The following is a 26,334-nucleotide window of genomic DNA, read 5'->3' as shown; positions in this document are numbered from 1 at the left end:
GGGGCAGAGGGTGAAATATAAAAATTTACGTGAATTTATTACATTGCTGGAACAACAGGGGGAGCTTAAACGCATTACGGTTGAAGTTGATCCGTATCTGGAAATGACAGAAATTGCGGATCGTACTTTGCGTAAAGGAGGGCCGGCACTGTTGTTTGAAAATGCAAAAGGATTTGATATACCTGTTTTATGTAATCTGTTTGGTACGCCGAAGAGAGTTGCATTGGGGATGGGGCAAGAGGATGTTAGCGCCTTGCGTGAAGTAGGCAAATTGTTGGCATTTTTGAAAGAACCAGAGCCACCGAAAGGAATCAAAGATTTATTCAGCAGCATTACGCAATTTCGCCCTGTGTTGAATATGCCGACAAAAACGGTGAGTAAACCGGAATGTCAGGATGTTGTTTTAAGTGGAGATCAGGTGGATTTATACCGTTTACCGATTATGCACTGTTGGCCGGATGATGTAGCCCCTTTAATTACTTGGGGATTGACAGTTACAAAAGGGCCTTATAAAAAACGGCAAAATATCGGTATTTATCGTCAACAACTGATTGGAAAAAATAAATTAATTATGCGTTGGCTATCGCATCGTGGTGGTGCTTTAGATTTTCAGGAATGGAAAGAAGTCCATCCAGACGAGAAATTCCCAGTTGTTGTAGCGTTGGGCGCTGATCCGGCAACTATTTTAAGTGCAGTAACACCTATTCCAGATACGCTTTCTGAGTACGCCTTTGCAGGCTTGCTTCGTGGTAATAAAACAGAAGTGTCGAAAGCATTAAGTTGCAATCTGGAGATTCCTGCTGGTGCGGAAATTGTGCTGGAGGGATATATTGATCCGAATGAAACTGCATTAGAAGGGCCTTATGGCGATCACACCGGTTATTACAATGAGCAGGAACACTTTCCGGTATTTACCGTGACTCACCTGACAATGCGTAAAGACCCGATTTACCATTCGACTTATACCGGCCGTCCACCGGATGAGCCTGCGGTGTTAGGGGAATCATTGAATGAGGTCTTTATTCCTATTTTGCAGAAGCAGTTTCCGGAAATTGTTGATTTTTACTTACCGCCGGAAGGGTGCTCTTATCGCTTAGCGGTAGTGACGATCAAAAAGCAGTATGCCGGTCACGCTAAACGTGTAATGATGGGAGTTTGGTCATTCTTACGACAGTTTATGTATACTAAATTTGTAGTGGTTTGTGATGATGATGTTAATGCACGTGATTGGAAAGATGTAATTTGGGCAATTACAACCAGATGCGATCCAGCACGGGATGTTACATTAGTGGAAAATACCCCGATAGATTATCTTGATTTTGCTTCACCAGTAGCGGGGTTAGGCTCCAAAATGGGAATTGATGCAACCAATAAATGGCAGGGAGAAACTCAACGGGAGTGGGGGCGTCCTATTAAAAAAGATCCGAATGTCGTGAAACGAATTGATGAGATTTGGCAACAATTAGGTCTTTAAGCGTAATGTTTTCAGTCTTGAAATAGGCGGTTACGCTAATATTAAATATCGTAAATCGCAATAATAGAAAACGTACTACTCAGAGTAATTGTTTCTGTGGTACTATGCCAGCACTTTTCAAATAAAATTAAGGAGTAAATTTTATGTCACAACTTGAAGCTCTACGCAAAATGACAGTGGTTGTTGCCGACACCGGCGATATTGAAGCAATCAAAAAATACCAACCACAAGATGCAACCACCAATCCATCATTAGTATTAAGCGCCTCCCAACTACCACAATATGCTTCGTTAATTGATGAAGCTGTTGATTATGCAAAAAGTAAAAGTTCAGATAAAGCACAACAATTAATTGATGCAGAAGATAAATTAGCGGTAAATATTGGTTTGGAAATTTTGAAAATCGTCCCAGGACGTATTTCTACTGAAGTGGATGCTCGTTTATCTTACGATACAGAAGCAACTGTAGCAAAAGCACGTAAACTTATTGCACTTTATAATGAAGCAGGAATCAGTAATGATCGAATTTTGATAAAAATTGCGTCTACTTGGCAAGGTATCCGTGCAGCGGAAATTCTAGAAAAAGAAGGGATTAACTGTAATTTAACATTATTATTCTCTGAAGCTCAGGCAAGGGCGTGTGCAGAAGCAGGTGTTTACCTTATTTCGCCGTTTGTTGGTCGTATTTTAGACTGGTATAAAGCGAACAGTGATAAGAAAGCATTTGTGCCGAGTGAAGATCCTGGTGTAATTTCAGTAACAAAAATTTATAACTATTACAAACAGTATGGCTATAAAACCGTAGTAATGGGAGCAAGTTTCCGCAATATCGGAGAAATTACTGAATTGGCAGGTTGCGATCGTTTAACTATTTCGCCGGCATTATTGAAAGAGTTGCAGGAAAGCGAAGCGGAATTGCCACGTAAATTGGATTATAAGGGTGATGTATTGCCTCGACCAGCCGCGATGACAGAAAGCGAGTTTTACTGGCAACATAATATGGATGCGATGGCAGTTGAGAAGTTGGCAGAAGGTATTCGTAAATTTGCAGCAGATATTGAAAAATTGGAAGCGATGTTGGCAGCAAAACTTTAATAGTTGATGTTTTTCAGGCGGTGAATCACCGCTTTTTTTTGCCCGTTTTTAGATAAATGAAGATTAAGTTTTTATGTTCTATGTGGATTTAGGCTATAATGCCTCCTTATTTTAAACAGCATTAGTAAAAGATAATTGAACAGATGAAAAAATATTACTCACTTTTATCCCTATCTATTATGGCGGCACTTTACAGTCAACAAAGCTTTGCCGATTTAACAGCGCAATGCTTATTAGGTGTTCCTCGTTTTACCGGTGAGGTGGTGAAAACCGATCCTAACCAGTTGCCGGTTTATATTGATGCAGATAGTGCTGAAATTAATCAGCCCCAAAATGCGTTGTATCAAGGGAATGTTCAGGTAGAGCAGGGAAATCGCAAATTGAATGCAAACTCTGTTTTTGTTGAACAGAAAGGTGAGAAAGACAATCTTCAGCGTTATGCTTATATCAATGGTAATTTAAATTATCAAGATAACTTAGTACACGTTTTAGGTGAAAAAGCGAATATTCATCTCAATTCAAAAGATGCTGATATCTATCAATCTGATTATCAGTTTGTTAATCGTCAAGGTAGAGGAACTGCAGAAAAAGCGGAATTAAGGCAAGATTATCGCTTATTGAAAAATGCTACTTTTACTTCTTGCTTACCAAATAATAACTCTTGGAAGTTACGTGCTTCTGAAATGAAACAGCATATTAAAGAGGAGTATGCTGATTTGTGGAATGCTGTTTTTTATGTGAAAGATATTCCAGTCTTCTATTTCCCTTATGTGCAGTTTCCAATCGGTGATCGTCGCCGTAGCGGATTATTAATGCCAGAAATTGGAACATCTGGTAGTGATGGTTATTTTTATGCGCAACCGATCTATCTTAATATTGCACCAAATTATGATATGACTATTACACCGAAATATATGAGTCGCCGTGGATGGCAGATGTTGGGTGAAGCACGTTATCTCAATGTTCTAGGTTCAGGTGTACTGGCAGGTGAGTATATTAAAGATGATCGTTATAAAGATTATAAACTGGATGATCCTCGCTATTTACTTTATTGGAGTAACAGTGGCTCATTGTGGGATAGTTGGCGTTTTAATGTAAATTATACTAAAGTGAGCGATAAACAATATTTTAATGATTTTTCTTCTCCTTATGGTAGCAGTACTGACGGTTATGCAACACAGAGTTTTGCGTTAAGTTATTACAAACCGAACTATAATTTAACCGTTTCAGCAACACAATTTCAAGTGTTTGATACTTTAACTGGTGCAGGCCCATACAGAACTTTGCCGCAGATTGATTTTAACTATTACCGTGATTCTTTATGGAATGATCGTTTAGATTTTTCACTTTTTGCGCAAGCGGTACAATTTAAAAATGACAGTGAAAGAATGCCTTCTGCGTGGCGTTTTCACGCTGAGCCAGCGTTGTCAATGCCATTAGCAAATCGTTATGGTAGCTTGAATTTAGAAACAAAATTATATGCAACTCACTACCGTCAAAAAGAAGGGAATGCTGATAATGCATATAAAATAGAACATTCAGTAAATCGAGTAATTCCTCAATTTAAAGCAGAATTGGCAACTGTATTGGCAAGCGATCAATCTTTATTTGAAGGATATACACAAACACTTGAACCTAAAGTGCAATATTTATACCGACCATATCGTGATCAAAGCAATATTGGAACTGATAAATATCGTTATTTAGGTTTCGGTTATGACTCCGTGTTATTACAGCAAGATTATTTCTCCTTATTCCGTGATCGTCGTTATAGTGGTTTAGACCGCATTGCTTCTGCCAATCAGATTACGGTTGGTGGTACAACACGTTGGTTTGACAAAAATGCGGACGAACGTTTTAACCTTTCACTTGGGCAAATTTTCTATTTAACACCAGCAAAAATTGATAGTGATCCGGAACATCGTACTCAACGTTCTTCCTCTTCTTGGGCACTAGATACTAACTGGAAAATTAGCGATCAATGGAATTGGAAGGGTAGTTATCAATATGATACTTTATTGAAACAGACTTCATTGATGAACACGGCGTTGGAGTATCGTCCATCCGGTGTAAATTTGATTCAGTTCACTTATCGTTATGTTAGCAAAGATTATATTGATCAAAATTTAGTAGGTGCAAACTCTTATGGACAGAGTATTCGTCAGGTTGGAATGGCTGCATCGTGGCAGATAAACGATAACTGGGCAATGGTTGGACACATTTACCAAGATACAGAATTGGATAAACCGGTTGAACAGTACTTAGGTGTAGAATATAGTACTTGTTGCTGGAAAGTAAATGTCGGAGCAAGACGTTATTTAACAGCATCACCTGATGGTAAATATTCGTCGTTAGAGGATACATATTACAATCACTCTTTCGGTGTTAATTTTGAAATTTCCGGACTAGGAAATCGTCACGGTAGCAATGTTAGCAAAATGTTGAAAACCGGTATTCTTCCTTATACCGATCCGTTTAGTTTGAGATAGTTACGGGTTATTCCTCATTTTTATCAATTTAAAGTCGGGCAATGTATTGTTCGGCTTTATTTTTTTAGATAAATAAAAAATTTTGCGAGCTAGATCAAATATCCGATAATCTATCTTTTGACATTCCCTCATCATAGGTCTATATTAACAAACGATTAACATTAGGCATTTTAATAATCAAATGTTACTTCTACGCTACTATTAATAATTAAGGATGGACTATGGCTAATTTCCTAGAAGATTATCAAAAACACGTTGAACAACGTAAAGCAGCTGGTGTTGTTCCTCTTCCTCTTAATGCCGAACAAACTGCACAATTGATCGAATTATTGAAAGCACCGGCAGGGCAGAATACTGAATATTTAATGGATCTTTTTGAAAATCGTATTCCGGCGGGGGTAGATGAAGCGGCATATGTGAAAGCATCATTCTTATCCGCTGTGGTTGCCGGAGATGTCAGTTCTCCATTAATCAGCAAACAGCGTGCAGTCGAATTATTAGGCACAATGCAAGGCGGTTATAACATTGAACCATTAGTTAAAGCATTGGATAATCCAGAGTTAGCACCGTTAGCGGTAAAGGCGCTTTCTCATACATTATTAATGTTTGATAGTTTCCACGATGTAGCGGATCGTGCTAAAGCTGGTAATGAATTTGCGAAACAGGTATTACAATCTTGGGCGAATGCAGAGTGGTTCTTATCTCGTCCTAAATTAGCGGATAAAATTACTGTTACTGTGTTTAAAGTAACTGGTGAAACCAACACTGATGACCTTTCTCCAGCACAAGATGCTTGGTCAAGACCAGATATTCCATTACACGCAAAAGCAATGTTGAAAAATAGTCGTGATGGTATTACTCCGGATAAGGATGGAGAAGTTGGTCCAATTACTCAAATCAATAAGTTAAAAGAAAAAGGTTTCCCACTTGCTTATGTTGGTGATGTAGTTGGAACAGGGTCTTCTCGTAAATCAGCAACTAACTCTGTGCTTTGGTATATGGGTGAGGATATTCCATTTATTCCTAATAAACGTGCTGGTGGTGTCGTATTAGGTGGAAAAATCGCACCAATTTTTTTCAATACGCTGGAAGATGCAGGAGCATTGCCAATTGAAGTAGATGTAACCTCATTAAATATGGGGGATGTTATCGATATTTATCCTTATGAAGGAAAAATTTGTCGACATAACAGCGATGAAGTATTGGCAACGTTCACATTAAAAACACAAGTGTTATTGGATGAAGTACGTGCTGGTGGGCGTATTCCATTAATTATAGGTCGGGGATTAACTCATAAAGCGAGACAGGAATTAGGTCTTGGGGAAAGTGATGTTTTCATTAAACCTCAAGCAGTGGCAACTAGCAATAAAGGCTTTACTCTAGCACAAAAATTAGTTGGCCGTGCTTGCGGTGTGGATGGGGTTCGTCCGGGACAATATTGTGAGCCTCGTATGACTTCTGTCGGTTCTCAAGATACTACTGGCCCTATGACTCGTGATGAATTAAAAGATTTGGCTTGCCTAGGTTTCTCAGCAGATTTGGTAATGCAATCATTCTGCCATACTGCGGCTTATCCGAAACCGGTTGATGTTAACACTCACCATACATTGCCTGATTTCATTATGAATCGTGGTGGGGTTTCACTTCGTCCGGGTGACGGTATTATCCACTCTTGGTTAAACCGTATGTTATTGCCGGATACTGTAGGTACAGGCGGTGACTCACATACTCGTTTCCCAATCGGCATTTCATTTCCAGCCGGTTCAGGTCTTGTTGCATTTGCCGCTGCAACCGGAGTTATGCCGTTAGATATGCCTGAATCCATATTGGTGCGCTTTACTGGCACAATGCAACCGGGAATCACATTACGAGATCTTGTTCACGCCATTCCGTATTATGCGATCCAACAAGGTTTGTTAACCGTTGAGAAGAAAGGTAAGAAAAATATCTTCTCCGGTCGTATTTTAGAGATTGAAGGTTTGGAAAACCTCAAAATTGAACAGGCATTTGAGCTTTCCGATGCGTCAGCTGAACGTTCTGCGGCAGCTTGTACTATTAAATTGAATAAAGAGCCGATTATTGAATATTTGAATTCAAATATCACTTTATTGAAATGGATGATCGCAGAAGGATATGGTGATGCGCGCACATTAGAACGTCGTATTAAAAATATGCAGGCGTGGTTGGCTGATCCTCAATTATTGCAAGCAGATCCGGATGCAGAATATGCGGCAGTTATTGAAATCAATATGGATGAGATTAAAGAGCCTATCCTTTGTGCGCCGAATGATCCGGATGATGCTCGTAAACTTTCTGAAGTACAAGGTGATAAAATTGATGAAGTCTTTATCGGATCTTGTATGACCAATATCGGACATTTCCGTGCGGCAGGTAAGCTATTGAATAAATTTGCTGACGTGATCCCAACCCGTTTATGGATTGCTCCACCAACAAAAATGGATGCCGCATTATTAACTGAAGAGGGATATTACAGTATCTTTGGTAAGAGTGGTGCAAGAACAGAAATGCCGGGCTGTTCATTATGTATGGGAAACCAGGCACGTGTTGCTCCGAAATCAACAGTCGTTTCAACTTCTACCCGTAACTTCCCGAACCGTTTAGGTCAAGGTGCAAATGTTTATCTTGCCTCTGCGGAATTGGCGGCGGTTGCAGCATTATTAGGTAAATTACCTACTCCGGAAGAGTACTTAAGCTATGCTGCTGATTTACAGGCAGATAAAGATGATACTTATCGTTATATGAATTTTGATAAGATCAATGCTTATGTGAAGAAAGCGGATGAAGTGATATTTCAAACTGCGGTTTGATTATTTAGGTAAAAATTAAGTTTACTTTTTCTTATTAATCTCCAAACTTTTCCCATCGCGTTTATCGTGATGGGATTTTTTTGTTTTTTCAGCTTGTTAAATCTATTAAAATAGCTTTCAAATTATTTCACAAGTAAGGAAGAATTATGATTATTGTAACAGGTGGGGCAGGTTTCATTGGGAGTAATATTGTGAAAGCTCTCAATGACTTAGGTAGAAAAGATATTTTAGTAGTTGATAATTTAACTGATGGTACTAAATTTGCTAATTTGGCAGATTTGGATATTGCGGATTATTGTGATAAAGAGGATTTTATTGCTTCTATTATTGCTGGTGATGATCTAGGTGAAATTGATGCTATTTTCCACGAAGGTGCTTGTTCGTCTACTACAGAATGGAATGGCAAATATATGATGCAAAATAACTATGAATATTCAAAAGAGTTATTGCATTATTGTTTAGATCGCCGTATTCCTTTTCTTTATGCTTCTTCCGCTGCAACTTATGGTGATCGTTTGGAATTTATTGAAGAACGTCAATATGAGCATCCGCTTAATGTTTATGGTTATTCTAAATTCTTGTTCGATCAATATGTGCGTCGGATTTTGCCACAGGCAGAATCTCCGGTTTGTGGTTTCCGCTATTTTAATGTGTATGGGCCGCGCGAAAATCACAAAGGCACAATGGCAAGTGTGGCGTTTCACTTAAATAACCAAATTTTGGATGGTGAAAATCCGAAGTTATTTGAAGGCAGCGAACATTTCCGTCGCGATTTTGTTTACGTTGGAGATGTAGCAGCAGTAAATATTTGGTGTTGGCAACATAAGGTATCAGGTATTTTTAATTGCGGTACTGGCAATGCGGAAAGTTTTGCGGAAGTCGCTAAAGCGGTGATTAAATATCACGGTCAAGGACAAGTTCAAGCTATCCCATTCCCAGAACATTTAAAGAGCCGTTATCAGGAGTATACTCAAGCCGACTTAACCAAATTGCGCGCCGCCGGTTATGATAAACCATTTAAGACCGTTGCCGAAGGGGTAGCAGAATATATGGTGTGGTTGAATAAAAAATAATTGGGAAATATGAGAATTCTTGTAATAGGCCCATCTTGGGTCGGCGATATGATGATGTCGCATAGCTTATACCAATCATTAAAGCAGCAATATTCTGATTGTATCATTGATGTGTTGGCGCCGAATTGGTGCCGCGCATTACTTTCTCGAATGCCGGAAGTCCGTAATGCAATTGCGATGCCGATTGGTCATGGTGAGTTTGATTTAAAACAGCGTTATCAAATTGGGAAATCATTACGTGGGCAGTATGATTTAGCGATTGTGTTGCCTAAATCTTTCAAATCCGCATTAATTCCGTTATTTGCAAAGATTCCAGTTCGTCGCGGCTGGAAAGGGGAGAGTCGCTATTTTGTATTGAATGATCTGCGGAGTAATAAGCAGGCGTATCCGTTAATGGTGCAACGGTATGTTACTCTGGCTTATGAGCAGGGTGCTATTCCGTTAGCAAAAGATCTTTCTTTTCCTTATCCGTATTTGCAAATAGAACCAGAACAGGTTGCGGCAACATTGACTCAGTTCTCAGAAAAATTTGCTCTTGACCCCAGACGAAAAATAATTGGGTTTTGTCCTGGTGCTGAGTTCGGACCGGCAAAGCGGTGGCCTCATTATCATTATGCCAATTTAGCTAAGTTATTGATTAATAGGGGCTACCAGATATTGTTGTTTGGTTCAGCAAAAGATCATTCTGTCGGAGAGGAGATCCGTCAAAGTTTAACAAAGGAAGATCAAGCTTTCTGCATTAATATTGCAGGAGAAACTTCGTTACCTCAGGCAATAGATTTATTGGCAAGTTGTGATGGTGTTGTGAGCAATGATTCAGGTTTAATGCATATTGCTGCAGCTTTAAAGCGACCGTTGGTTGCAGTTTATGGACCAACCAGTCCGGAATATACGCCACCATTGTCTGAGCGTGTCAAGGTGATTCGTTTGATTAGTGGAGGATTGATCAAAGTTCGTAAAAGCAAAGATAGTCAAGAGGGCTATCATCAATCTCTTATTGATATTCAACCACAATTAGTATTAGAAGAGTTAGAAAAATTACTTTAATACTTATCTTATAAATAATGGGTGAAGCATTGTGGCTTTACCCATAAAATTTTAAACCATAATCCAGATTCGGAGGAAATAAATACAATGTTGTTTCGATATATCGCATTGGTTGCGTTACAACTTTTTATATTTATTGCTATCAGATCCATCGATTGGTTTTTCTTTGTTAAACCAACAAAACCACACTATAAACGAGTTTTCTTCTGGTTGAGCTATGTTGCGATCAATGCGTTTATTTTGTTATCTATTGCACGCATTATTCCTGATGGATTTAAATATTCAGCTTATATATTGATCACTTTATGGTATATCACGCTTGTAGCCGTGATGATTTTCCTATTACGCAAATTCTTATTGCTGTTTGCCGTTGAATTGGCAGCATTTCCTATTATCAGTCGTTGTATTGCATTAGTGTCGTTATCCGCTTTATTTTCGTATAGTATTTATCAGGCTTATACGCCACAAATTGTGCATTATAGCGTTAAAATAGATAAAGAGATGCAACCGTTACGTATTGGTGTTGCCAGTGACTTACACTTGGGAAAATTGTTTGGTGTCAAACAGTTAGAACAACTACAAAATATTTTTGAACAACAAGAAGTAGACATTATTCTGCTACCGGGCGATTTAATGGATGATAATTTAAATGCCTATTTCTCTGAAAAAATGGGTGCATATTTTGCCAAACTTTCTGCTCCACTAGGTGTCTATGCAACATTGGGAAATCACGATTTCTTCCAACAACCGCAACAAATTGCTCACGAAGTTCGTAAAGAGGGTGTTTATTTATTAACAGATCAAGCAGTTATTGTTTCAGATAAATTTATTTTAGTGGGGCGTAATGATGAAATGGATCAGCTTCGTCAAACTACAGAAGCTATATTATCTTTTATTCCTACAGAGAAACGACAAAATTTACCGATTTTATTGATGGATCACCGTCCGTTTTCACTATCGGAAAATGCAAATGCAGGGGCAGATATTCAGGTTTCTGGTCATACGCATAATGGACAAATTTTCCCAGGTAATTTGATTACAAAATGGGTTTATGAATTGAGTTATGGTTATAAACAGATTGAGCAAATGCATACGTTTGTTACATCAGGCTACGGTTTTTGGGGAGTGCCTTTCCGCTTAGGTTCTCAGTCTGAAGTGATGATTATTGATGTTTCAGGGACAAAATAAGATGAAGCGATATGATGTGATTATAATCGGTGCCGGGGCGGCAGGGTTGTTTTGCGCTGCTCAAATCGGTAAAAATGGTAAATCAGTGTTGGTATTGGATAATGGTAAAAAAGTCGGACGCAAAATTTTGATGTCGGGTGGCGGTTACTGCAATTTCACAAATTTAGAAGTGGGAGCACAGCACTATCTATCGCAGAATCCACATTTTGTGAAGTCGGCTTTAGCTCGTTATAGCCAATGGGATTTTATTGCTTTATTGGCAGACTATGGCATTAGCTATCACGAAAAAGAGTTAGGACAGCTTTTTACTGATAACGGAGCAGAGCAGATTGTTTCAATGCTGGTGAAAGAGTGTCAATCAGCAAATGTACAAATTCAATTACAAGTTCAAATTTCTCAAGTAATGCGTCTCACACACGGCTTTGAAGTGAAATATGGGAATGATCTGTTTTTTCAATGTGAAGAGTTAGTGATAGCCACTGGTGGTTTATCGATGCCGAAATTGGGAGCAACAGCTTTCGGTTATCAGATAGCAGAACAATTTGGATTGTCTATTATTCCGCCTCGAGCTTCGCTTGTTCCTTTTACCTGGCGTGAGCAAGATAAAGTTTTTGCTGATTTAGCCGGAATCTCTGTGCCGATTAAGGTTACAGCGGAAAATGGGATGAGTTTTAGTAATTCTTTGTTATTTACACATCGAGGAGTTTCCGGGCCGGCAATGTTACAAATTTCTAACTATTGGTTACCGAATCAATCTTTATTTGTCGATTTTTTACCGAAGATCAGGCTAGATGAATATTTGCAAGCAATGCGTCAGTCTTCATCAAAAATGCAATTAAAAACAGCGTTACAACGGTTATTGCCGAATAAATTGGTTGAATTTTTTATTTCGTATTATCAATTACCAACAAGCATTTTGGCTGATTTAAGCAATCTAAAAATTGCTGAAATTAGCCGACTTTTTCATCAATGGAAATTTATGCCGAATGGGACAGAAGGTTATCGAACAGCTGAAGTAACTTTAGGTGGTGTTGACACTAACCAAATTTCCTCGAAAACAATGGAGGTGAAGCATATAAAAGGGCTTTATTTTATTGGTGAGGTGTTGGATGTTACCGGTTGGCTTGGTGGTTATAATTTCCAATGGGCATGGAGTTCTGCTTATGTTTGTGCAAGTGCAATTATTGGTGAATAAATAAAGGCTGACAAAGCAGCCTTTATTCATATATTTTATATTAATATTTAGAACCGAGTATTTTTCCTGTTGCTTCCGATGCTTTCTGACTCGCTTCCATTTTCGCTCTAGAAACAGCAGATTCTTTTGCAGATTTTCCGATATCCTCTAAGTTTGTTTTTAATTCGGCACATCCTGCTAATGACATTGATGCAATAATCATTGTTGTGATAAACAGTTTATTTAGTTTCATAAAAAAATCCTCTTAAAAAATAATACAGTTCAAGTTTAAGACAAATTAATGAATTAAACCAATATAGTTTATATTTAAACTAATATGGTTTACAAGAATTTTTTTTAATAGGTGATAATTCTTTCTATGAAAATACCTAGTGAAAAAGAGAAATTCAGTGAACGATTAAAACTAGCTATTTCAGTGAAATATCCTAACTTATTGAAAAATAGTGAAATAGCAACAAAATTTAATCTTCGTCATCCTAATGAACCTATTACGCAACAAGCCGTTTATAAGTGGTTAAACGGCTTGGCTATCCCTGCTTTTGATAAAATTAATACATTATCAGAATGGTTAAATGTTAAACCAGAATGGTTAAGATATGGTGTTTTGGAAAATGAGCAAGTTGACATTATAGATGAAACGTTGATAGGGCTTATTTCTACACTTTCGGATAATCAAAAGCGAGCAATATTGCAGTTGATATTATCTTTTCAAGATAAATAGTTTAAAGAAATTAACGCTCACTAAAGCTACGAAGTTCACCAAAGGCTGCAAGGAAAAGACCTAATGGCGGACGAGTTGAATTTTGTTGCTGATATTTCGCATTAAATTTTTTGTAATTTCCATATTTATCAATTTGATATTGCACGCCATCACTATCAATAATGACTACCCAACGATTATTGGCACTAAGTGTCCAATTATCTGGTGAGTGATTGAGGGCAAATAGATTATTACCAAGTGCAAAATCGGAGATTGGATTAGTAACTTGGAAAGTGTGCTTCAGTAATGTAGGCACAATATCTAAAGTGCTAGTTAAATCAAAACGTTGTAAAATGTTGGATGTCGGCATATGAATTAAAAGCGGTACTTGAATATTATCTGCTGAAAAATCCGACAAATCATTCTGATGCTCTTCACTAAAGCCACTATCGGCAGTTACTATAATGATAGTATCGTCAAATTGTTGCTGTTGTTTTAACAGATTAATCAAATCAGAAAATTGCTGATCAATTTCAATTAATCTTTCGGCATATTGATAAGGAGATACCGTATCAGAAACCATCGCTTTGGTGGTTATAGGATTGTTTGTTGTGGTCAAGCTGACATCAATAAAACTGAACCAAGTTTGTTGAGCCTGTTTTTGATACCATTGTTGCCATTGCTGGAAAGCAGTTTTGTTGTTTTCCGCTACAGATTGCTCTTTTTTATTAAACAACACGGAAAAGAGCGGTTGATTATTCTCTTTTGTGGTATTAGCGTGAATTAGGTATTCTAAGTTTCGTAGGTGATGTAATAACACCGGTTCAGTTTTACTGAATAAAATACTGTCAAGATAATTACCCGGTAGCCCATAAAATAAGCCGACTAACCCTTCTTGAGATAAATTACTACTGCTGTAATTGTTTTGAAAATCTATCGATTGTTTGGAAAATTGATAAATTGCCGGTGTAGTTGTCGCTGAAATGGCGCTACGTTTAAGCCCGGAAATATTGATAAGCAGAATATTTGGTTGTTGCTGAGATAAAGAATAATTCAATTTGTGTTTTGGATAGTCTAGATAACGAGCATCAGCGCGACCGCTGTTTGTTAGCTGTTGTTGGTAACTCTCTGCGTCTAAAATACCGTTTTTTTCTAAGAATTTTCGTGCTGTCATTGGATAAGAGAGCGGTAGATTAGAACGTTGAGCAGTAATCGGTCGATAGAAAGTAGCATCTGCCCATACATAAATTAAATGAGTAGCTATAAAAGCTAACAAAAATGTATAGGAAACGGGTTTAATCCATTTTTGTCGTTCAAGACTGCGTAATTTTTGCCATGACCAGCGAGAAAATAGCATTTGTAACAGTAGAATAATTGGCATCGGTGCAAAGAAGAGTTGCCAGTCGCGAGCTAATTCACCATTTTCAGGATTAATCATTAAATCCCATACCATAGAGGTGAGGTGAATATAAAAGCGTTTATAAATCTCACTATCCAATAATAGCAAAGTAGTGCAAAGCGTTGCCAAAATAACGGTTATTCCACGAAATGTACGATGATTTTTTATAATGAAACTGAGTGGAAAAATGATTAATAAATAGATAGCAAAAACAATAAAACTGAAATGCCCGATAATACTGATAAAAAAGTAAATTTTACCGAGTAATGTATCCGGCCAATCGGAATTAAAAGCATAACGAGCACCAATAATGAAAGAAATAATAATGTTAAAAAAGGCAAACCAATGACCCCACGAAATTTTTCGTGATAATTCTTCGCGATCTTGCCGTGTGTGATTTAGTTTTAACATTATGCCGGATGAATTAATTAATGTTTTTTATTGGGTGTTTTCAATGAATTTAATAGTGCTTGAGAAAAGGCTTCAGCTAGTTCAATACGCTTGTTTTCCTGCACACTGCTTAATAAAAGATTGCTTACCATATCCCCCAGTACGATTAAAGAGAGATCAACCGGTGCTTGTTGTTTTTCTAAAATGCCGATCATCTCATTCATCAACAGTTCGATTTGTTTATTAGAATATTTTGAATGTGTAGCCATAGTATTGAAATAGACAAAAAACGTAGCGTTATGATAACAGATTTTTTCAGAAAATCGGCTAAAAATGATGAGTAAAATCACCTATAATGGCAATTATTTATATTGTATAGGGCGAAGAATAACATTATGAGTATAAATGTTGAACAAATTATTTTGCATCAATTATTTCGTAAACCAGCAGAAGAAAGTGAAGCAATAGAGATAGATACCAGATTGCGTCAGCAGTTATTGCCGGATAACGAATTAGTGCGGCAGTTAATGTTGGAGCTTCATCAACATTATCAATCAAAAAATAAGACTTATGCCGTTTTTACCGATGCATCCAGTTTTGCACAATTATTAAACCGCTATTTAGAAAATGACATTGATTTTTTAACTTTTAGTCAACAGGCAGCACAGCAATTGGCGCAGGAAATCAGTAAATATACTTTTGCCAATGGTGGGAATTTTATTATTAGTCAATACAACTTTTTAGCAACGGAGTATCTCTTTTTAGGGTTGGTAGACAGTCGCAGCAGTTTATTAGTAGATGATGAATTAAATGTTCACGATACTCAATATTTGGATCTTAGTAAGTGCGATATCATTGCTCGTATCAACTTAACTGAACTAAAAATGGATGCTCAGTCTAATCGTTATTTGACCTTTTTAAAAGGACGTGTTGGGCGAAAAGTCAGTGATTTTTTTATGGACTTTTTGGGGGCGGAAGAGGGCTTAAATCCGAAAGTGCAAAATCAGCTATTAGTGCAGGCTGTACAGGATTATTGTCACCAAGAGCAGATTGAACCAAAACTTGCACAAGAGGTCAAACAGCAGGCATTGACTTATTGTAAAACCCAAGCACAGCAAGGGGAAGATATTGATGTTACTGAACTGTCTAGCGAAATGGGTATATTAAATGGTAAATCATTTGTCGAATTTGCACAAAATGAGGAGTATGCTCTTGAAGAAAATATTCCACCTCTAGCGTCAACATTAAAGAAATTGGAGAAATTTTCTGGTGCAGGGCGTGGCGTAACTTTAACCTTTAATGCTGAATTATTAGGACAACGTGTGATTTGGGATGAAGAGAATGATACGTTGACAATCAAAGGTGTGCCAGCTAATTTGAAAGATCAGTTACAGCGAAATAAATATTAAATTGGCATTTAGGCTAAGTTTCGGTATCATCAGAATGAGTTAACGATTATTAAGAAGGCTAACTACTATGAAATTAAAGATTGTTTTACTATCATCACTTTTTGCATTGGGGATTACAGCCTGTTCTACACCGTTAGAAAAATTGGTGTATCGTATTGATGTACCTCAAGGTAATTATATTGATGCTGCGTTGGTGCAGAAATTGCAGAAAGGGATGACTGAAGAACAAGTACAGTATTTGTTGGGAACCCCATTATTGGTTGATCCATTTAATCGTGCAAATTGGATTTATGTGCAACGTATTCAAAAAGGGTATGAAACGCCTGTTGAAAAGAAATTGATAGTTCACTTTAATCCTCAGCTGACGGTAGAAAGTTTTAATTATTCACCGGATTTGCAACCAGTTGAGGTGGAAAAGGTAGAAGTGGGGCAATCACAAACAGGAGCAGAAACATCAGAAAAATCTTGGTGGCAATTTTGGAAATAAATTTTGTATAAAAATAAAAAAACCTGCTTATTACAGAAGCAGGTTTTTATCTTTTTATTATTTTTTTGTACTAGGAATGCTGAAACGTTTGTTAAAGCGTTCAACACGACCGCCAGTGTCAACAACACGTTGTTTACCGGTAAAGAATGGATGGCATTTATTACACACGTCTAAGTTAATATCGTGTCCAATAGTAGAACGAGTTTTAATCACATTACCGCAAGAGCAAGTCACTGTGATTTCTTTATATTCAGGATGAATACCTTGTTTCATAATAACCTCATTTGATGATGTACCGCTATTGGTCGCTTAAGCACCAACACCGTACATATTTTTACAAAAAAACATCGCACAACGGCGACAGTAAAAAGGAATGCGCATCATATAAGAAATGGTGGTGAAATTCAATACAATCAGATTAATTATTCTGAATATTAGGGGATTTATGGAAATTTGCCTATAATAAGCTGTTTATTTTATTGAGGTAGCGATGAAAATTGTCCGTGTTGCGTTAGATATCGCATTAAGAAATCAGTTTGATTATTTATTGCCTGATTCATTGGAAGTTACAATTGGCACAAGAGTGCTGGTTCCATTTGGTACACAAAAGCGCATTGGCATTGTGAGTGAATTTTTGCCCGCAAGTGAAGTGGAAAATTTAAAAGCAGTGCTGAAAGTATTGGATCAACAGCCACTGTTTGATGAAAAAATGTGGCAATTATTGTTGTGGGCAAAAGATTATTATCACTATCCTATCGGTGAAGCTTTATTTACGGCTTTACCGATAAAATTCAGCAAAGAAGAACATCCCTCATTAACGCAGCTACAATTTTATCAATTAACTGAATCGGGCAAAGCAGCGCTGGCAGAAAATAGCCTAAAACGCGCATTAAAACAGCAAGAAATGTTGCGATTTTTATTGCAACATCAACGCTTGGAAAAAGAGAGCGATATTTTTTCCGCAACGATAAAGCGCCAATTATTGCAGAAAAATTATGTTGAATTAATTACAGATGAACAGCCTAAGCTATGGTTTGAGCGTGCGATAATTAGCGCTATCCCATTAGTGAATGAAAAGAATAAATTGATGTTAAATAAAGAACAGGCGTTAGCTGTGAGTCAAATCTCTTTACGACAAGGATTTCATAGCTGGTTATTACAAGGTGTAACCGGTTCGGGAAAAACAGAAGTTTATTTGCAAGTGATCGAAGAAGTATTAAAACAGAAACGGCAGGTGCTGGTTTTAGTGCCGGAGATTGGCTTAACTCCGCAAATCATTCGCCGTTTTAATTTGCGGTTTAATGTGCCGATTGGCGTTTTACATTCCAATATGACGGATAATTCACGTCTTCAGGTGTGGCAGCAGGCTAAGAAAGGTGAATTGGCAATAGTAATCGGTACTAGATCGGCGATTTTTACTCAGTTTTATGACTTGGGATTAATCGTGCTAGATGAGGAGCACGATCAATCCTTTAAGCAACAGGAAGGCTGGCGTTATCACGCTAGAGATTTAGCAGTTTATCGAGCAAAACAACACCATATACCGATTATTTTAGGCAGTGCGACACCGAGTTTAGAGAGCTTACACAATGTAGAAAATCGAAAATATCATTTTATTCCTTTGCGCTATCGGGCGACAAATCAGGTGGCGAACCATCAAATGGTAGTAGATTTAAAAACACAACCAATGGAAAATGGCTTGTCCTATGCTTTATTGCAGCAGATGAAACAAGTATTGGAACGCGGCGAGCAGGTGCTACTGTTTTTAAACCGTCGTGGTTTTGCGCCGGTTTATTTATGCCACGAATGCGGAACGGTTGAAACCTGTCCACGTTGCAATCGACCTTATACCTATCACCAATCTAGGCATATTTTGCAATGCCATCATTGTGATGCACAAAAAACAATTCCGTTTCAATGTAAGAATTGTGGTTCGACCCATCTTTTGACGACAGGAATAGGAACGGAGCAGTTGGAACAAGTTTTACAGCAGAAGTTTCCACAATATCAAATCGCTCGTTTGGATCGGGATAATGTTACGAAAAAAGGGGAGTTGGATCGCTATTTAGATGAAATTGCGCAAGGGAAACGGCAGATTTTGATTGGAACGCAGATGTTGGCAAAAGGGCATCATTTCCCTAATGTCGGTTTAGTTGGATTGATCAATATTGATTCGGCACTCTTTTCTTCTGATTTTCGAGCGGAAGAACGTTTGGCGCAGCTTTATGTGCAGGTTGCCGGCAGAACGGGGCGAGGTAATAAAGCAGGGTTGGTTTTATTGCAAACACACTATCCGGAACATCCGTTGTTTAATACCTTGATTTCAAAAGGTTATTCAGCATTCAGTCAGCAAGCGTTATTGCAGCGGCAACAGTTTCAATTACCGCCGTATAGTTATCAGGCATTGTTAAAAGCCAGCGGAAATAATGAAACTCAGCTGTCACAAAGCCTGACTTTTTTTGTTGAACAAGTTAAAAACTTGCCGCAGGCGTGGTTGGAGCAGCTGCAAATTGTCGGTCCATTGCCGGCATTAATGGAAAAAAGAGCCGGTAAATATCGCTGGTATGTTCTGTTTCAACATCAACAACGCAGCAAATTGCATCAGGTGCTGTTTCATATTGAAACGTTGCTGAATACGAATAAGTCGGCATCGGGCGTAAGGTTATCATTGGATATTGATCCTTATGATTTTAGCTAATCCTCTAGTCAATATTTCAAAATTTCAGTAGAATTATCGGCTGTTTAAACGTTTTATATTATTTATTCAGTTAGGAAATTGTTGTGGCACAACGAGATTATGTTTCTAGAAGTTCAGCACCGCGAAAAAGACAACAAAATGGTGGCAAGAAAAAACTGTTAATTATCCTTATTTTAGCTATTGTCATTGTGTTTGCGGTTGCCCTTTTCTTTTTAAAAGAGAAATCACCGGTGAATCAACAGCAAGCAGCCGCTCCGACAGCTAATACCTCAACCACGACCAAGAAAAGCACCTTGCCCAGCCGCCCTGAAGAAGTTTGGAGTTATATCAAACAGCTTGAAACAAGAGAAGTGCCGGTTGATGATAATATCTCTTCAATTTCAAAAAATGTGCAGTTAACTGATGAACAAAAGAAAATTTTGTTGCAGTTGGAACAGGAAAAGTTAGCTGAACAGAAAGCACAAGCACAAAAAGCACAGGAACAGGCGAAGTTACAACAGGAGTTAGCCAAAGCCCAACAAGAGCAAGCAAAACAGCAGGCCGCGCAACAGCGTCAAGCTGAAAAAGAGAGAAACGCGAATAGACAGCAGACTCAGTCGACAGCACCAGCAAAAACGGCGGTTGCCGAAGCCAAAACAGCGGATAACAGCCAAAGCAATAAAAATGCGGATAAAGGCGGTAGAAAATATGGCTTGCAGTGCGGTGCATTTAAAAACAAACCTCAAGCGGAAAATTTACAGGCACGTTTAGCAATGAGTGGCTTTAACGCTTTTACTAAAAGTTCAGCAGACTGGACGCGTGTTTTTGTTGGACCGGTTGATAGTTACAACGCAGCGGCAAGCACTAAATCAACGCTTGCCGGAAAAGGGGTAGATTGTGTGGTTGTCGGAATGTAAGCGGCAAAGATGAATTAAAAATTGAAAAGTGTTGGTGTTAAAACCAGCACTTTTTTATTATGCGTTATATTTGATTTTGCGATGAAAACAGGAATATGAAAAAGCACATATTAAATACGCTCACTGGATAAAACAACAGTATTTAGGTGATTAAGGGTGGCGTGATGAAAATAAACAAAGAGATAGCACAAAAAATTGTGTGGCGTACGATGAAGATTATTCCCTATTCGGTCAATGTGATGGATGAGAATGGGGTGATTATTGCTTCAGGCAATGCCTCTCGTTTGAACCAACGCCACACTGGCTCAGTTTTGGCGATTAGAGAAAATCGGGTGGTGGAAATTACGGCAGAGTTGGCAAAATTATGGAATTTTGAGGCACAGGAAGGGATCAATCTACCAATCAATTATCAAGGCAAAATTCTTGGTGTTGTCGGTATTTCCGGTAAACCGGATGAGGTGAAGCCATTTGCAGAATTAGTGAAAATGAGTGCGGAATTGATTGCCGAACAGGCATTTGTGCTTGAACAGGAGCGTTGGCATCACCGTTATAAAGAAGAATTTATATTGCAATTATTAAATGGTGTTCCGGATGCGGAGTGTTGTGCACAGCAAGCCTCTTTTTTTGCGATCGATTTAACGAAACCTTATGTTGCTGTAATTATTAAATTAATTGATTCGACAAAAGCAGATTTACAGGAATTGATTAATTATTTAGCGCAAGTACAAAATGAACAGGATCTTCATTTTGCCCTGCTTTCTTTTGAAGCTGTTGTGGTGTTGAGTGCCAATCCGCAGCTGAAAAATCGCCAATATTTATCTAAATTATTGCCACCGAATAGCAGTGTTCATCGCTATAAATTTGCGGTAGGCGCAATGCGATCGGATGATGTTGATCTCTCTTTCTCCTATAAAACAGCGGTAAGAACATTAGCTTATGGACAGCGTTTTTTCCCGAAACGGAATGTCTATTTTTTTGAGGAGTATAAACTGCCGGTCTTGCTGGATGAGCTATTACAATCGTGGCAAGTGTCCGAATTGCTTAAACCGCTACAAAAGTTATATCAAAAAGATCATTCTCATCAATTACAAAAAACGTTGCAGCAATATTTTTTCTCAAATTGTGATCCGGCACGCACTGCAACGGAACTCTTTATTCATATCAATACATTGCGTTATCGGCTGAATAGAATTGAGCAAATAACAGGCTTGTCTTTCAATAAGATAGAAGATCTTTTTATCTTATATCTCAGTACATTATTGCAACGCTAATTGTATTTTTATACAAATTATTGACTATAAAAACTTATTTTATTGTTAATTTAGACAATGTATTTTTTAAAATAAGGTTAAATAATGCCTAATAGATGCACAATATGACAAAGGAGGCTTCTATGACAGGCGTTTCTCTTATTATCACTTTTATCATCGCGATTATGGTTATGATCTGGATGATTGCAAAATTGAAAGTTCATCCGTTTTTAGCCTTGATGAGTGTTTCTTTAGCGTTGGCATTATTGGCAGGCATACCGCTCAATAAAATTCCGTCTATGATAGGGGAGGGCTTTAGCGGCACATTCAAAAGTATCGGTATTGTTATTATATTTGGTGCGATTATTGGTACTGTTCTCGAGAAAACAGGTGCGGCATTAAAATTGGCTGATATGGTGGTTAAAGTTGTCGGTCAAAAAAGACCGGAATTAGCAATGTTGATTATGGGATGGGTTGTCGGTATTCCTGTTTTCTGTGATAGCGGTTTCGTGGTGTTAAATCCGATCAGAGAGGCAATACAGAAGAAAATTGCTGCCAATCCGGTCGGAACAGCGGTGGCATTGAGTGGTGGTCTTTATGCGGCACACGTTTTCATTCCGCCAACACCGGGCCCAATTGCGGTAGCCGGAGGCGTTGGGCTTGAACACAATTTATTATTAGTCATTGTGATGGGGATTGTCGTTTCCATACCGGTTTTAGCAGCAAGTTATCTCTTTGCAAAATATATCGGTAAACGTGTTACTGTCAGCAGTGATGGCAAAGATGATGAATTAATCGCGCAAAGCTATGATGAATTGCTTAAACGTTACGGTAAATTACCGAGTGGCGGCTTAAGCTTAGCACCGATTTTTATTCCGATTATTTTAATGGCGTTGGGTTCAATTACTAAAATTCTAGGTTTAAGCGGCGATGCCAGCAATTTAATTCTCTTTTTAGGTAATCCGATTCTTGCACTTGCAGTCGGCGTAGTGTTTGCTGTTATTTTGATTTTCCATTCAGGAAAAGCGAGTGAATTTGAACAATTAACCAACGACACATTAAAAATTGTTGGACCGATTTTGTTTATCACAGCAGCCGGCGGTGTATTAGGTAAAGTTATCGTTGAAGCCGGTTTTGTTGAATATATTAAACAGAATGCGGTTACGATCAGTACTGCCGGCATTTTCTTCCCATTTTTAATTTCTGCCATTTTGAAAACTGCACAAGGCAGTTCCACAGTTGCAATGATTACAACTGCTGCGATTATGGGAATGTTTAATGCGAATGATTCCTTGATGAACACTTTGGGTTTAACTTCTGAAATTGCTGCAGCCTTGACTGTAATGGCAATTGCTGCGGGGGCAATGTGTGTTTCTCACGCAAATGACAGTTATTTTTGGGTAGTGACCAACTTTAGTAAAATGACTCCGCAACAGGGCTATCGTACACAAACAGCATTGACTTTTATTATGGGAATTGTGGGTATATTAACAGTTTATCTATTATCTCTCATCTTATTGTAACTAAGGAGTTAATATGAAAATTGTGATTGCCCCTGATTCATTTAAAGAAAGTCTGACCGCATTACAAGTTGCGCAAGCAATAGAAATTGGGTTTAAAAAAATCTTTCCCGATGCGGAATATGTTAAAGTGCCGATGGCAGATGGAGGTGAAGGTACAGTGCAATCTCTGATTGATGCTTGGAAAGGGCAATCAATGATAACAGAAGTTACCGCTCCTTTGGGTAATAAAGTATTGGCTAAGTGGGGGTTATCTGCTGATAGGAAGACTGCCATTATTGAAATGGCAGAGGCTTCTGGGCTACATCTTGTAGATGAAAATAAACGAAATCCTCTTATTACTAGTAGTTATGGCACAGGTGAATTGATTAAAGCTGCATTAAATTTAGGTGTAGAGAAAATTATTTTAGGCATTGGAGGCAGTGCTACGAATGATGCAGGTGTTGGAATGTTGCAAGCATTAGGAGCCGCATTTTTAGATAATAAGGGGAAACCGTTAGTAGCAGGTGGTGCAGCGTTAAAACGATTGTCTAAAATTGATCTGTCTACTTTGGATCCAAGATTGGCAATAACACAGATTGAAGTGGCTTGTGATGTGGATAACCCGTTATGTGGTGAACGTGGTGCTTCGGCAGTATTCGGTCCCCAAAAGGGGGCTACAGTGGCTATGATTAAAGAATTGGATGCAGCCCTCTTTTTCTTCTCGCAAAAAGTAGAACAGCAATTAAATAAGGATATTGCCAATATTGCCGGTGCCGGTGCTGCTGGTGGTATGGGGGCAGGGCTACAATTATTACCTAATTGTCATCTTAAGTCAGGTGTTGACATAATTATCGAAGCAACAAATTTAGCGGAAGTAATGATAGATGCTGATTTAGTGATTACCGGTGAAGGCAGGATGGATAGCCAAACAGTGTATGGTAAAACACCGGTTGGTGTAGCAAAAACGGCAAAACGTTTCAATAAAGCAGTGATTGCCATAGTGGGATGTTTACGAGCAGATTATGAAGTGGTTTATGATGCCGGAATTGATGCGGTTTTCCCAATTATTCGTAATGTAGCTTCATTGTCAGATACTTTGGCACAAGGACGAGAAAATCTGATTTCCACCGCTCAAAATGTGGCAAAAATATTGAAATTGAAGATTTAAGATTAATATATATCGAAATATCCCTAATTTGTTCAATTAGGGATATTTTTATTTTTTAAAGGTTTAATAAGCGAAAGTTGCGCCGTCAGGGTTTCTCGGATCGGACGCACCGAAGAAGCCATCTTCTGTAGATTGTACAATCTGTACACGTCCCATTGAGGCTTTGGTGACTACCTTGTATCCCTCTTCTTGTAAGAGGTGAATAGTATCAGGACTAATACCTTCTTCAATTCTTAACTCGTCAGGTAGCCATTGGTGATGAACACGAGGCACAGAAATTGCTTCAGCAACATTCATTTTATAATCAATGGTATTCACAATACTTTGTAGAACTGTTGTAATAATTCGTGCGCCACCCGGACTGCCGGTAACAAGAAATGGTTTATTATCTTTCATTACCAATGTTGGTGTCATTGATGATAGTGGTCGTTTTTTCGCTGCAATAGCATTAGCTTCTCCACCAATTAATCCAAATGCATTCGGTACACCAGGTTTGGAAGAAAAATCATCCATTTCATTATTTAATAAAATTCCTGTACCTTCAGCAACGATACCACTGCCGAAATTAAGATTGAGTGTGTAGGTTACAGCAACAGCATTTCCGCTTTTATCCATAATAGAGTAGTGCGTGGTTTGATCACTTTCATAGAGTTGTGGTTCACTCGCTTTAATCTCTTTTGATGGAACGATATGATCTGAAGGAATTTTTTTGACCAATTCATCCGCATATTTTTTAGAAATTAAACCATTTAAAGGAATTTTAACGAAATCCGGATCGCCTAAATATTCAGAGCGATCGGCATAAGCTAGTTTCATTGCTTCCGCGTATTTAGTAATGGCTTTTGCACTGTTTGCCCCATATTTCTCTAAAGGATAATGTTCGAGAATATTTAATATTTGAATAAGATGTGCGCCACCGGAGCTTGGTGGTGGCATAGTAACAATTTTATATCCACGATAATTTCCAGTAACAGGTTTGCGTTCAATAACACGATAGCTTTTCATATCTTCTAAAGTGATTAAGCCACCGTATTTTTCCATTTCTTTTACAATTTTTTCAGCAATTTCACCTTGGTAGAAAGCTTGAGAACCTTGTTTGGCAATAAGCTGCAATGAATGAGCTAAGTCTTTTTGAATTAAACGATCACCGCTTGTCAGAGGTTGCTCACCTTTGAAAAAGATAGCTTTTGTGCTTTCCCATTTAGCAAGATTATCTTTTTCTATAGCTAATGTTTTCCCTAGGGTATCACTGATAATAAAGCCTTCATTGGCAAGTTTAATTGCTGGTGCGATCACTTTTTCCAATGACATAGTTCCCCATTTTTTCAAAGCATATTCCATTCCTGCTACCGTTCCGGGGACACCAACGGCAAAGTGAGTGAATAATGATTTTCCATCAATAACATTACCTTTTTCATCAAGGTACATATTTTTGTGAGCTTTTAATGGCGCTATTTCACGAAAATCTATTGCAAAATTTTCACCAGATTTTGCATCGTGTAATACCATAAAACCACCGCCACCAATATTACCTGCATTTGGTAAAACAACTGCTAAGGCAAAGCCGACAGCAACGGCAGCATCAATAGCATTCCCTCCCTCTTTTAAAATCTGTAAACCCACTTGACTGGCAAGATGTTGTTCTGTAGCCACAATACCTTGTGTACCATAAACAGGATGAAAAATATCTTTACTGCTGTCATAACGTAAAGCGGCAGCGATAGTTTGTTTTGTAGCTTGTGTTGTTTGAGATGTATCTTCTAACGATGAGTATTTACTATCAATTTGTTGTGAGGATTGTATTGGTTGAGGCGCGGTATTTGAGAATACGGCAGTGCTGACTAATGGTAATGTTAGTAATAAAGTGAATAAATTCTTTTTCCGGTTGCGAAATGATTTTGGCATAGAATAACTCCATATTGGGGAATAATAAGAATGAAATATAGATTTAACAAAATATTTTTATCTTTGCAATATTTTTAATAAATGTGATTATTTTGTTATGTTTTTAGTGGGTGAATAGTGAGGTTAATGGTTATAGTGAAGA

The 26,334-nt window shown here is 38.0% G+C and carries 21 protein-coding genes; 16 read left to right on the top strand and 5 right to left on the bottom strand.

The features are described from left to right. Positions 1-10: 10 nt before the first annotated feature. The 8 genes from ubiD to QV04_RS01630 all read left to right on the top strand — a co-directional run bounded on the left by ubiD (position 11) and on the right by QV04_RS01630 (position 12,388). Positions 11-1,474, top strand: a complete 1,464-nt coding sequence (gene ubiD, locus QV04_RS01665) for a 4-hydroxy-3-polyprenylbenzoate decarboxylase (protein WP_065230441.1) — start codon at positions 11-13, stop codon at positions 1,472-1,474. A 143-nt stretch (positions 1,475-1,617) separates the two neighbouring features. Further along, entirely contained in the window at positions 1,618-2,568 is a 951-nt protein-coding gene (tal, locus tag QV04_RS01660) for a transaldolase (protein WP_039136836.1), read from the top strand. A gap of 143 nt (positions 2,569-2,711) precedes the next feature. Next, positions 2,712-5,057 carry an LPS assembly protein LptD gene (gene lptD / locus QV04_RS01655; RefSeq protein ID WP_065233118.1) on the top strand — a complete coding sequence of 782 codons (2,346 nt, stop codon included), beginning with the start codon at positions 2,712-2,714 and terminating at the stop codon, positions 5,055-5,057. A 221-nt stretch (positions 5,058-5,278) separates the two neighbouring features. Next, positions 5,279-7,885 (top strand): bifunctional aconitate hydratase 2/2-methylisocitrate dehydratase, encoded by a 2,607-nt coding sequence (gene acnB, locus QV04_RS01650; RefSeq protein WP_039136840.1) that lies wholly within the window; start codon positions 5,279-5,281, stop codon positions 7,883-7,885. 146 nt (positions 7,886-8,031) lie between these two features. Next, positions 8,032-8,958 (top strand): ADP-glyceromanno-heptose 6-epimerase, encoded by a 927-nt coding sequence (gene rfaD / locus QV04_RS01645; RefSeq protein WP_065230553.1) that lies wholly within the window; start codon positions 8,032-8,034, stop codon positions 8,956-8,958. 9 nt (positions 8,959-8,967) lie between these two features. Beyond that, a complete protein-coding gene (gene waaF, locus QV04_RS01640; RefSeq protein ID WP_065230552.1) occupies positions 8,968-10,005 on the top strand; it encodes a lipopolysaccharide heptosyltransferase II in 1,038 nt (345 codons plus the stop codon). A gap of 87 nt (positions 10,006-10,092) precedes the next feature. Continuing rightward, positions 10,093-11,193, top strand: a complete 1,101-nt coding sequence (locus QV04_RS01635) for a metallophosphoesterase (RefSeq protein WP_039174241.1) — start codon at positions 10,093-10,095, stop codon at positions 11,191-11,193. A gap of 1 nt (position 11,194) precedes the next feature. After that, positions 11,195-12,388 (top strand): NAD(P)/FAD-dependent oxidoreductase, encoded by a 1,194-nt coding sequence (locus QV04_RS01630; RefSeq protein WP_065233117.1) that lies wholly within the window; start codon positions 11,195-11,197, stop codon positions 12,386-12,388. Between the two features lie 40 nt (positions 12,389-12,428). Here the strand turns inward: QV04_RS01630 and QV04_RS01625 are convergent, their stop codons facing one another. Then, positions 12,429-12,620, bottom strand: a complete 192-nt coding sequence (locus QV04_RS01625) for a hypothetical protein (protein ID WP_039136847.1) — start codon at positions 12,618-12,620, stop codon at positions 12,429-12,431. A gap of 126 nt (positions 12,621-12,746) precedes the next feature. Here QV04_RS01625 and QV04_RS01620 point away from each other — a divergent pair, with 126 nt between their 5' ends. Further along, on the top strand, positions 12,747-13,109 hold the full coding sequence (locus QV04_RS01620) for a helix-turn-helix domain-containing protein (RefSeq protein WP_039136849.1): 363 nt from the start codon (positions 12,747-12,749) through the stop codon (positions 13,107-13,109). A gap of 10 nt (positions 13,110-13,119) precedes the next feature. On the opposite strand, the gene QV04_RS01615 is transcribed toward QV04_RS01620, so the two are convergent. Then, entirely contained in the window at positions 13,120-14,898 is a 1,779-nt protein-coding gene (locus QV04_RS01615; protein ID WP_065233116.1) for a DUF3413 domain-containing protein, read from the bottom strand. Between the two features lie 17 nt (positions 14,899-14,915). Beyond that, positions 14,916-15,146, bottom strand: a complete 231-nt coding sequence (locus tag QV04_RS01610; RefSeq protein WP_065230550.1) for a YejL family protein — start codon at positions 15,144-15,146, stop codon at positions 14,916-14,918. 126 nt (positions 15,147-15,272) lie between these two features. Here QV04_RS01610 and yejK point away from each other — a divergent pair, with 126 nt between their 5' ends. Beyond that, positions 15,273-16,286 carry a nucleoid-associated protein YejK gene (yejK, locus tag QV04_RS01605; RefSeq protein ID WP_065230549.1) on the top strand — a complete coding sequence of 338 codons (1,014 nt, stop codon included), beginning with the start codon at positions 15,273-15,275 and terminating at the stop codon, positions 16,284-16,286. Positions 16,287-16,353: 67 nt separating this feature from the next. Continuing rightward, entirely contained in the window at positions 16,354-16,773 is a 420-nt protein-coding gene (locus QV04_RS01600; protein ID WP_065230548.1) for an outer membrane protein assembly factor BamE, read from the top strand. 57 nt (positions 16,774-16,830) lie between these two features. On the opposite strand, the gene rpmE is transcribed toward QV04_RS01600, so the two are convergent. Next, entirely contained in the window at positions 16,831-17,046 is a 216-nt protein-coding gene (gene rpmE, locus QV04_RS01595) for a 50S ribosomal protein L31 (protein WP_039174251.1), read from the bottom strand. Between the two features lie 217 nt (positions 17,047-17,263). Here rpmE and priA point away from each other — a divergent pair, with 217 nt between their 5' ends. The 5 genes from priA to QV04_RS01570 all read left to right on the top strand — a co-directional run bounded on the left by priA (position 17,264) and on the right by QV04_RS01570 (position 24,287). Beyond that, a complete protein-coding gene (priA, locus tag QV04_RS01590) occupies positions 17,264-19,471 on the top strand; it encodes a primosomal protein N' (RefSeq protein ID WP_065233115.1) in 2,208 nt (735 codons plus the stop codon). A gap of 83 nt (positions 19,472-19,554) precedes the next feature. Next, positions 19,555-20,367: a cell division protein FtsN gene (ftsN, locus tag QV04_RS01585; RefSeq protein WP_065233114.1), complete on the top strand. Its 813-nt coding sequence runs from the start codon at positions 19,555-19,557 to the stop codon at positions 20,365-20,367. Positions 20,368-20,531: 164 nt separating this feature from the next. Next, positions 20,532-21,638: a CdaR family transcriptional regulator gene (locus tag QV04_RS01580; protein WP_065233113.1), complete on the top strand. Its 1,107-nt coding sequence runs from the start codon at positions 20,532-20,534 to the stop codon at positions 21,636-21,638. A 122-nt stretch (positions 21,639-21,760) separates the two neighbouring features. After that, complete coding sequence (locus tag QV04_RS01575) at positions 21,761-23,140, top strand: GntP family permease (protein WP_065233112.1); 1,380 nt, start codon at positions 21,761-21,763, stop codon at positions 23,138-23,140. Between the two features lie 13 nt (positions 23,141-23,153). Beyond that, positions 23,154-24,287, top strand: coding sequence for a glycerate kinase (locus QV04_RS01570; protein ID WP_065233111.1), 1,134 nt, complete (start codon positions 23,154-23,156; stop codon positions 24,285-24,287). Between the two features lie 63 nt (positions 24,288-24,350). Here QV04_RS01570 and ggt read toward each other — a convergent pair whose 3' ends face one another. Next, entirely contained in the window at positions 24,351-26,192 is a 1,842-nt protein-coding gene (gene ggt, locus QV04_RS01565) for a gamma-glutamyltransferase (protein ID WP_065230542.1), read from the bottom strand. Between the last annotated feature and the right edge of the window lie 142 nt (positions 26,193-26,334).

The organism is Gallibacterium genomosp. 1 (assembly GCF_001678575.1).
Classification (GTDB): domain Bacteria; phylum Pseudomonadota; class Gammaproteobacteria; order Enterobacterales; family Pasteurellaceae; genus Gallibacterium.
Note: the sequence above shows the minus strand (reverse complement) of the source record. Positions and strands in the feature narration are given on the sequence as shown.